Origin of the sequence: Enterobacter sp. 725m/11 (genome assembly GCF_011683705.1) — a bacterium.
GTDB classification, from domain to species: domain Bacteria; phylum Pseudomonadota; class Gammaproteobacteria; order Enterobacterales; family Enterobacteriaceae; genus Enterobacter; species Enterobacter bugandensis.
In genome coordinates, this window is record NZ_JAAQOK010000048.1 from 24,355 (window position 1) to 33,405 (window position 9,051).

Below are 9,051 nucleotides of genomic sequence, written 5' to 3' on the forward strand. Positions count from 1 at the left end.
AATCCTCGCGGCCTTTTGGCGTTTCTTTACACGAATGGCGTTAACCCGGAGATTATGAAGACACATCCACAGTACGAACCCTGGCTGCAGGGCATGCTCATCATCGCGAAGCACTACCGGCTGGACTTTTCGGTGGAGCACGTTCGGGTCACGATTAACCATGAAAGTCAGTCTCCGCGCCAGCTGGTGCTGGAGGAGATGGCGCGCCAGCTAGGGCTGGGAATGCGCGTGGCGACGGATGCAACATCTCTCGATCCGTGGCGCCTGCCGCTGCTGGCGGAATTCACTGGCGGTCAAATCGCGGTCATTAACCGCATGGACAACGAAGGCAACGTCAGCCTGCAGTTCAGCGGCGACGGCGGGCTGGAGACGACGCTAACGCGGGACGCGCTCGGCTCACGGTTGAAAACGCTGCTGGTGCTGCGCCCGCTTGAGTCTACGCCGGATGCCCGCGTGGACGACTACATCAAACCGTATGAGAAAAACTGGTTCTGGCAGCTGGCGCTGAAGGACTGGCGCCGCTACAGCGACATCATGCTGGTGGCGCTGGTGGCTAACGTGCTGGCACTCTCCGGCATGGTCTTCTCCATGCAGGTGTACGACAGGGTGGTGCCGTCGCAGTCGGAGGCCACGCTGTGGGTGCTGTTTGGCGGCGTTATGCTCGCCATCGTGTTTGAATTCATCATGCGCATGCTGCGCGTGCATATTTCGGACGTGGTGGGGAAACGCGCCGACCTGCGCATCTCAGAACGCGTCTTTGCCCACGCGCTGCGAATTAAAAACGGGGCGCGCTCCAAATCAACCGGATCGTTTATCGCCCAGATCCGCGAGCTGGAGTCGGTGCGCGAGCTCATCACCTCGACCACCATTGCGGCGATCTCCGATCTGCCGTTCTTCCTGCTGTTCGTCTTTATTCTGTGGATGATTGGCGGCCCACTGGTGCTGGTGGTCCTGCTCGCCGTGCCGCTGCTGCTCATCCCCGGCCTGCTGGTGCAGCGCCCGCTGGGGAAACTCTCCAGCGAAGGGATGCGTGAATCCGCCATTCGTAACGCGACGCTGGTGGAGGCGGTGCAGGGCATTGAAGACATCAAGCTGATGCGTGCCGAGCAGCGTTTCCAGAACCAGTGGAACAACACCAACGACGTGGCCGCCAGCGTCGGCATGAAGCAGCGCTGGCTGACGGGGCTGCTGTTGACCTGGACCCAGGAGGTGCAGTCCATCGTCTATGCGGTGGTCCTGCTGGTGGGCTGTTACCTGGTCATCAGCGGCGACATGACCACCGGTGCGCTGGTGGGAACCTCGATTCTGGCATCGCGTACCATCGCGCCGCTGTCGCAGATCTCTGGCGTGCTCTCGCGCTGGCAGTCGGCAAAAGTGGCCCGCAAGGGGCTGGACGACCTGATGCAGCGCCCGATTGACGATCCGCAGCACGGGAAGAAGGTGCATAAAGCCCACCTGCGCGGGGATTACCGGCTGGAAGACGTCGGCTTCTACTATGACGAAGAAGAGAAACTCACCGTGCTGAACATCAGCAAACTGCAGATTCGCGCCGGTGAGCGCGTGGCGGTGCTCGGGCGTAACGGCTCCGGTAAAAGCACGCTGCTGCAGCTTCTGGCGGGCATGCAGGAGCCGCAGCAGGGGAGCATTCTGCTGGACGATATTGCTCTCAATCATCTGGACCCGGCCGACCTGCGCCGCGACATGCAGCTGCTTAGCCAGCAGGCGCGGCTGTTCTTTGGCTCCGTGCGGGACAATATCCTGATGGGGAACCCGCTTGCCACCGACGATGAAATTCATCAGGCGCTGGTCAATAGCGGCGCGCTGGAGTACGTGCGTAAGCAGAAAATGGGGCTGAACACCATTGTCAACGAGGGCGGAACGGGCCTCTCCGGCGGACAGCGTCAGGCGCTGCTGCTGGCGCGCGCGCTGATCACTGCCCCGAATATCCTGCTGCTGGATGAGCCTACCGCCTGGCTGGACGAGATGAGCGAGAAGCAATTTATTCAGCATCTTCACAAATGGCTGGGCAAGCGCCGGACGCTGGTGGTAGCAACTCATCGCCTGCCGATTCTGGATTTGGTCGACCGCATTATTGTACTGGAAAACGGCAAGATGGTGATGGACGGTCCGCGCGACGCGATCCTGCATCAGCACGGGCTGGCGCCGCAAAAGGCGGCACAGCGCACCGTGACCATGAAGCCGGCGGCTGTAGCAGAGGAGGGTGCGGCATGAACGATTTCTCCCGTTATAACAGCCGTCTGAAAGAGCCGCGCCTGCCGCGATCCTCGCTGGTGGCATGGTCGCTGTTCGCCCTGCTGGCGGTGTTTATCGCCTGGGCGAGCCTGTTCCAGCTGGACGAAGTCACGACCGGCAGCGGCAAGGTGATACCGTCCTCCCATGAGCAGGTGATTCAGTCCCTGGAAGGGGGGATTATCCACAGCCTGCTGGTTCGCGAAGGCGATATCGTTGAGCGCGGTCAGCAGTTGGCACAGCTTGACCGGACTAAAACCGAGTCCAGCGTGCTGGAGAGCGAGTCTCGTCTGAACGCGGCGCTGGCAACGGCTGCGCGACTGAAGGCCGAAGTTAACGACACGGAACTCGCGTTTCCCGAGGAACTGGACGATGACGTTGAGCTGGTCAAACAGGAAACGGCGCTCTATCAGTCCCGTCGCGAGAGCCTTGAAAAAGGGCTGGCCGGCTTACGTCAGGGCGCCGAGCTGGTGCAGCGCGAGCTGTCGTTGACCCGTCCGCTGGTGACCCAGGGGGCGGCCAGCAAGGTTGAGGTGTTACGTCTTGAGCGTCAAAAAAATGAGCTTGAGAATAAAATCACCGAGATGAAAAATCAGTATTACGTCCGCGCCCGTGAAGAGCTGGCGAAAGCCAACGCGGAGATTGAAGCCCAGCGTTCGGTGATGAAAGGGCGTGAGGACTCCCTGACCCGGCTGACCTTCAACGCGCCGGTGCGTGGGATTGTGAAGGATATTGACGTGACGACCGTGGGCGGCGTTATTCCCCCGAACGGCAAGCTGATGAGCCTAGTCCCGCTGGACGACCAGATGGTGGTTGAGGCGAAAATCTCGCCGCGCGATGTCGCGTTTATCCACCCCGGCCAGAAAGCGCTGGTGAAAATTACGGCCTATGACTACTCCATCTATGGCGGGCTGGAGGGCGAGGTGACCATGATTTCGCCGGACACCCTGCAGGACGAGGTGAAAAGAGATGTCTACTACTACCGCGTCTATATCCGCACCGACAGTAACCACCTGACCAATAAGCAGGGCAAAGACTTTCCGGTCTTTCCAGGGATGATTGCAACGGTAGATATTAAAACCGGCAGCAAAACCATACTGGATTATCTGTTGAAACCGCTGAACAAGGCAAAAGAGGCGCTGCGCGAGAGATAAAGATTGGCGTTCGGGATACCGAACGCCATTTGTATTATACCGTTGACGTTACGTTGTTTGGGTGGCGTCGCTCCTTCGGCACCACGTTAATGTAATGAGTAACATAGGCGAAATATAATCCGGCATAGTTATCGACAAGTTCGAAAAACGCCGGATACACCGACAGGCGACCGTCACCACGATCTTTAAGATAACCTGCCTCATGCGCCGATTTGATAATCCGGTTGACGTGGATCCGTGAGACAAAGAATTCTTTAGCGAGCGTGCTGGCGGAATATTGAATAACCGCGCCGTGGGCGGATTTGTTTTTTATGGCCTGCAGGTAAAGATACAGCATAATCATGCGGCCTCCATCCTTATCAATAAATAACCCCACTTCCGGTAAAACTTTTCTGAACGTTAATCCCCGAAAAAGATATTCTGCCGCGCGGCGGAAGAAATTATTTCTCAATGTGTCATTATCCAGCAGATTTACATCTATATTAAACGTCGGGTAAAGAATGCTGACGGGTAAAAATGCACCGGACATATAGCGTTTGAGTTCATTCAATCCTTTTTCGGTTGGGGCAATTCTCGTTTTTCGCCGGTCTTCCGTACAGCGCCAGGTCCTGATGCGTCCCGTAGTTCTGAGTAACGTAATGATCGCAATAACGCTGTTGGGGCTGGCTATTTTATAGCGGGAACATAACTCTTTTATCTCTGAGACGGATTCGGCCTGATTGCCAAATATAAAACAACACATGGAAAGAATAATGTTAAACCGAGATTCCTGAAGCATTGTCTTGTAGAACAAGGGTTGTTTTTTGTAGATGGCGTCATTGATTGTGTAGTGCTCTAATATTGCCTCACTAAACCGCGGGTTGCTTTTTATAACATCCCTTCGATGTAGCAAGGCCCTGGATGAGATGTGATTATCCATAGCATTTTTCTCGTATTTGATGAGCCGATAGATGAAGTATCCAGCCTTCTTTTTCGGAATTTTCATTATACCTGAGAAAAAGTGGCTTGCGGTCGGTATTTTAAAAGAAATATAGAGTTATATTTATGTTTGGAAAAAGGGTGATTAACGCAAAGATGTTACAGTGCATGGCGTTGATAACAGTATCTTAACCTGATGGTGTATTGTAAAATTATTATACACACCGCTGTTGGTATACATACTCATAATAATAATGGCGCTTTCGTGCCCAGGAGCAGGTTATGACCCACCAAATTTCTCTCAGGAATGATGCGCGCAACGAGCGAAGATTTGTCATTTCAACCTGCGGCTTTACGTTTCAGGGATATCACCTGCTGCTCAAAAAGTACGGCATAGAGACTGCGCATATTCACTTTGATGGAGATGAGTTATCTGATCCTGACAAGGAAAATATCCTTATTCATCAAAACGCTCACATCGTAGTGTTCCTGGGAAAAGGTACGGTAGCTCTCCTGGAGAGCCTGACGCGACTGGCATCCGTACTCAATGCACTTCCTGTTATTCGTCGTGTTACCCTGTATGGTGATATACCGGACAGCTGGCTGTATCGAACCCTGGGTAGTCTTCTAAATAACAGTCATCAATTATCATTGATTCGCATAGCCAGCGTATCTGATGTAATAACCTGTTTCCACACCCACAATAATGGCTTTAAGGACCGCTCGCGCTTATTACGCGATTACTATCTGGACTGTTCTTCGTCAGAAAAGCTCAAATGGCTGACAAGAAGAGAGGTTGATGTTTTATTGAACTTCTATCGCGGTATGTCTATAAAAGACCAGTGCGACAAACTGAGGCTTTCTAATAAAACGGTCTACACCCATCGTAAAGAAGGTCTGCAGAAATTACATTGTATCAAGCGATGGTTGAATGAACCGCGCAATGTAAAAGTGGAAAGGCGGATTAAAAGCCAAAATCAAAGAGTGGACTTCACGGATAAAGAAGCGGAAGTTTTTAATGCGCTGGTGAAAAGGGAGATATTTCCCGCCTACCAGATCATTACCGATCGTGACAAGAAAGGGGTGGGGTTTGAGATACTTATTCGCTGGAATAAGAACGGTAAAATAGTCAAGCCAGCCCGTTTTCTGAATGATATCGCTAATTATGAAGTATGGCTAAAGATTACGGCTATGGTGATCCACGCTGCCGTGTCCGGGATTAATAAATATAACGGTAAATTCTATTTTTCCGTTAATATACCGCCTCGCCTGGCGTCCGGGAACGCGCTGCCAGAGATGGCCAGGAAAGCCATCGGCATGCTGCTTAACCCCCAGTGGGCGGAAAAGCTGGTCTTTGAATTCGCGGAAGATATTGATGTAACGAAAGATAAAAGCATCCCAGAAACCATGCGGCACCTGCGTAATACGGGGTGCAAACTGTTTCTTGACGACTGCTTCTCAAGCCATCATGCCATGTTCCCCGTGAGGCAGGTGCATTTTGATGGGCTGAAACTGGATCGGGACATCGTCGAGCATTTTGTGGCGAACGACAACGATTATAATTTGATTAAAGCGATACAGATTTACAGCGACATGACCGGAACAGCTTGCATTGCAGAGGGCGTTGACAGTGAGGAGAAGTTTGAAAAATTAGTCGAGCTGGGTGTGAAAAACTTTCAGGGATATTATCTCTCGCGCGCCGTGAAAGAGGAGGAATTAGACCGCATGGTGAGATTGTTCAGCTAAAAAATAAAGCCCCGAAGGGCCTTGTTTATTTGCGTCCCAGCAACAGGCCAAGCACAATACCAACCGCACCCGCGGCGATAAGACCGGTGAGCGGGTTATTTCTGACCGCTTCAGTCACGTCAGAGACAGCATCGCTGGCCTGTGCGGCATATTTTTTCGCAGCACCTTTTACCTGATGCTTCGGTGAATCAACGAATTCACCGAACTGCTGCTGGGCTGAACCTGAAAGTTCATCAAATTTATTTTTTGCTTTGTCTTCAGCAAACTGGGTGTTTTTATCAGTACCGAAATCAGACATTTTTGCCTCCTTTTGTTGATAGTTAAAGGATAGCCTCTCTTTGTAAAGATGAGAGGCGGAACGCTAAATTTCGGAGGGAATTGGCCGGTTTTCGGATATATCTACACCAGAAGAGGGCGTTATTTTTCGTTCTCATCCTGGCCGTAATACAGCTTGCCAATGCGGATAAGCGGGCGGCCCTGAGACTTGCGGTGCAGGTTGCTGTCCCGAAGGGAATACACGCAGCCGCAATATTCCTGCTGGTAAAACTGTTCCCGCTTGCTGATCTCAATCATGCGTGATGAGCCGCCCTGTTTGCGCCAGTTGTAGTCCCAGTAGACCATCCCCGGATAGCGCGCTGCCGCACGCTGGCCGCAGTCATTGATCTGCTGCATATTCTTCCAGCGAGAGATCCCCAGCGAGCTGCTGATAACGCTGAAACCATTTTCCGCCGCGTAGAGCGCCGTACGCTCGAAGCGCATATCGAAGCACATGGTGCAGCGGACGCCGCGCTCGGGCTCCCACTCCATGCCTTTGGCACGCTCGAACCAGTTATCGGTGTCGTAATCGGCATCAACAAACGGCACGCCGTGTTTCTCTGCAAAACGAATGTTTTCTTCCTTACGGATGAGGTATTCCTTTTGCGGATGGATGTTGGGGTTATAGAAGAAAATGGTGTAGTCAATGCCCGAGGCCTGGATAGCTTCCATGACTTCACCGGAGCAGGGGGCGCAGCAGGAGTGCAGCAGAAGTTTATCGGCGCCGTTTGGCAGTGTGAGCTGCGGGCGGATAAAGGGGGTTGTACTCATGTTGTTCTACAATATGTTAATGAAATTTATATGATTGTAACACAACTTTTAACGCGCTTCAGACGGTACTGGCGGGAACGGGGGTTAGCGCGCGGGCTTGACTTCGTACTGAGTGGCGCCGTTAATCAGTAAGTTGCTGTGCAGTAATAGCCCGATGGAACTGAGTGAATTCCACCGGGACGTTGCTGAGAAGCTAAGGCTGTAAAACCTGTTTGATATCAGTATGCCGGTATATTCATTGCCACTTTAAACATCATTTTTCATCGCCTTCGAATAGTGCCATCGAATATACCCATGATGGCATCGCATTGATTTTTTCTTCATACGAATGACTTGTGTCAAAACAACGATTTTTAACGTTATATCTGAAGCTTGTTAGTCCGGAATTAATTAAATATTTATCAATAAGAGATGAAACGCAAAAATAGGGTTGATTATTCGCTTCCTGAGCAAGTTTTTCTAAGTTTTTATCATTGCCCGCAGCGACAAACACCGGGACATCGCCGTAATCTGTCGGTTTGATATCCCATTTAAATACAAAATCATTGTCATTTTCACCTGTTTTGCTGAAAAGATTGGGTGGCAGAACATTCCTGTTCATGAAAAATTTATTCAGTGCAGGCTTATGATCGCCATAAACAACAACAACGGCATTCGGATCTATTTCTTTTAATTCCTTGTAGAAGTCAACAAAGCGGTCAACTGCTTGTTTCAATTCGAAGGTATAGATGTACTCGCCTGAGTCGTTCTCATGAGGGTACGGGCCATGTGTTGACATGGTAATTAAATTCATGAAAATGTTCTTTCCGTCAGCTTTTTTTAAATGTTCAATGGCTGACTTGTAAAGCAGGTAATCATCGGGTTGCCATTGCCATTTTTTTCTGCCTGCCACAATTTGGTCAGGCAGGCTTATAGTCGACATTTCATAAAGGCCATCGAAGCGTTCAAAGCCAAATTTTTTATAAACAGTATCCCTGTGCCAAAACTCTTTTAAATAATTGTGTGCGGCATAGGTGATAAAGCCTTTATCGCCCAGAGCGCTGGCAATGGAATCGGTATGCGATTTGAACTGTGTCGCATATTCTTGATAAATTATGCCAGATAATACCCTTGAATTACTGGGGAAGCCGGTGAGCATTTCAAATTCAACATTCGCAGTACCTCCGCCATAAACGGGTGAAGTTGCTCGAAACGTAACAAAACCTTCATTTAATATTGGGGTGATAATTTCTTTGAAGTTGGCATTGTCATACCAGCATGATTCGCACAGGACGTAAATAACTGTTTTATGTTTTGGTAATTCCGCACTCCCTGCGCGCTTTTCAAGATTGTACGTATCTTTATTGTTTTTACTGGCTAAAGGTGCAGATTTTCGAGAGCTGGTCATCACGACATGCATTGCCATTCCATTATCCTGCAGGTTTTCAGGCCAATTCCAGGATTTATAAGTGACATTCATTTCCTTAGCTAATAATATCATTTTCCGGGAGAAAATGCTATCTTCGCCAAAGAGAGAGCTGAAGTGAGTATAAAAGGAAAATGGTAATATGATGATAAAACTGATGGCAAGTACAATGCTGTTTTTCTTTGTTGTGTAAAATGTCCTACTGATAAAATATAAAATAACACACAATGAAATTGCGAGGAAAAGCAAGAGTACTGGCCAGGCTGTCAGGTAATGTTTTGCAATGGTTATGTTGGATTGAGAAAACAAATCATTCCAGGACAGCACTTCACCCGTGAGTGATAGCTTGATGCCACTGATGTATTCAAGCAGTTTTAAGAGTAAAAAAACAACATAGGCTGAAACGAATGATGGTAGTTTTACCAATCGGAGAAAGATATAGGCTAAAGGCAGTGGACTGGCAAGCCATAGATCTGTCTCTTATACACATCT

At 50.2% G+C, this 9,051-nt stretch carries 7 protein-coding genes; 3 read left to right on the forward strand and 4 right to left on the reverse strand.

Going from position 1 to position 9,051, the window contains the following annotated elements:
- Positions 1-54: 54 nt before the first annotated feature.
- Together HBA26_RS18345 and HBA26_RS18350 are read left to right on the forward strand one after the other, a co-directional pair.
- On the forward strand, positions 55-2,232 hold the full coding sequence (locus HBA26_RS18345) for a type I secretion system permease/ATPase (protein WP_126345576.1): 2,178 nt from the start codon (positions 55-57) through the stop codon (positions 2,230-2,232).
- Complete coding sequence (locus HBA26_RS18350; protein ID WP_028013086.1) at positions 2,229-3,404, forward strand: HlyD family type I secretion periplasmic adaptor subunit; 1,176 nt, start codon at positions 2,229-2,231, stop codon at positions 3,402-3,404. Before HBA26_RS18345 ends, HBA26_RS18350 begins: the two co-directional genes overlap by 4 nt.
- Before the next feature lie 34 nt (positions 3,405-3,438).
- Here HBA26_RS18350 and HBA26_RS18355 read toward each other — a convergent pair whose 3' ends face one another.
- Positions 3,439-4,323 carry a MarR family transcriptional regulator gene (locus HBA26_RS18355; protein ID WP_126345582.1) on the reverse strand — a complete coding sequence of 295 codons (885 nt, stop codon included), beginning with the start codon at positions 4,321-4,323 and terminating at the stop codon, positions 3,439-3,441.
- A gap of 281 nt (positions 4,324-4,604) precedes the next feature.
- Here HBA26_RS18355 and HBA26_RS18360 point away from each other — a divergent pair, with 281 nt between their 5' ends.
- The gene (locus tag HBA26_RS18360; protein WP_126345575.1) at positions 4,605-6,068 is read left to right on the forward strand and encodes an EAL domain-containing protein; all 1,464 of its coding nucleotides are present in this window, start codon (positions 4,605-4,607) and stop codon (positions 6,066-6,068) included.
- Positions 6,069-6,093: 25 nt separating this feature from the next.
- On the opposite strand, the gene HBA26_RS18365 is transcribed toward HBA26_RS18360, so the two are convergent.
- The 3 genes from HBA26_RS18365 to HBA26_RS18375 all read right to left on the reverse strand — a co-directional run bounded on the left by HBA26_RS18365 (position 6,094) and on the right by HBA26_RS18375 (position 8,886).
- Positions 6,094-6,366 (reverse strand): CsbD family protein, encoded by a 273-nt coding sequence (locus HBA26_RS18365; protein ID WP_028013089.1) that lies wholly within the window; start codon positions 6,364-6,366, stop codon positions 6,094-6,096.
- A 119-nt stretch (positions 6,367-6,485) separates the two neighbouring features.
- Positions 6,486-7,154: an epoxyqueuosine reductase QueH gene (locus HBA26_RS18370; protein WP_028013090.1), complete on the reverse strand. Its 669-nt coding sequence runs from the start codon at positions 7,152-7,154 to the stop codon at positions 6,486-6,488.
- Between the two features lie 253 nt (positions 7,155-7,407).
- On the reverse strand, positions 7,408-8,886 hold the full coding sequence (locus tag HBA26_RS18375; RefSeq protein WP_166720973.1) for an LTA synthase family protein: 1,479 nt from the start codon (positions 8,884-8,886) through the stop codon (positions 7,408-7,410).
- Between the last annotated feature and the right edge of the window lie 165 nt (positions 8,887-9,051).

Bases quoted from the DNA above. Each gene is read 5' to 3' on its own strand.
- HBA26_RS18345 (WP_126345576.1), top strand. From the start codon at position 55: ATGAAGACACATCCACAGTACGAACCCTGGCTGCAGGGCATGCTCATC.
- HBA26_RS18350 (WP_028013086.1), top strand. From the start codon at position 2,229: ATGAACGATTTCTCCCGTTATAACAGCCGTCTGAAAGAGCCGCGCCTG.
- HBA26_RS18355 (WP_126345582.1), bottom strand. From the start codon at position 4,323: ATGGATAATCACATCTCATCCAGGGCCTTGCTACATCGAAGGGATGTT.
- HBA26_RS18360 (WP_126345575.1), top strand. From the start codon at position 4,605: ATGACCCACCAAATTTCTCTCAGGAATGATGCGCGCAACGAGCGAAGA.
- HBA26_RS18365 (WP_028013089.1), bottom strand. From the start codon at position 6,366: ATGTCTGATTTCGGTACTGATAAAAACACCCAGTTTGCTGAAGACAAA.
- HBA26_RS18370 (WP_028013090.1), bottom strand. From the start codon at position 7,154: ATGAGTACAACCCCCTTTATCCGCCCGCAGCTCACACTGCCAAACGGC.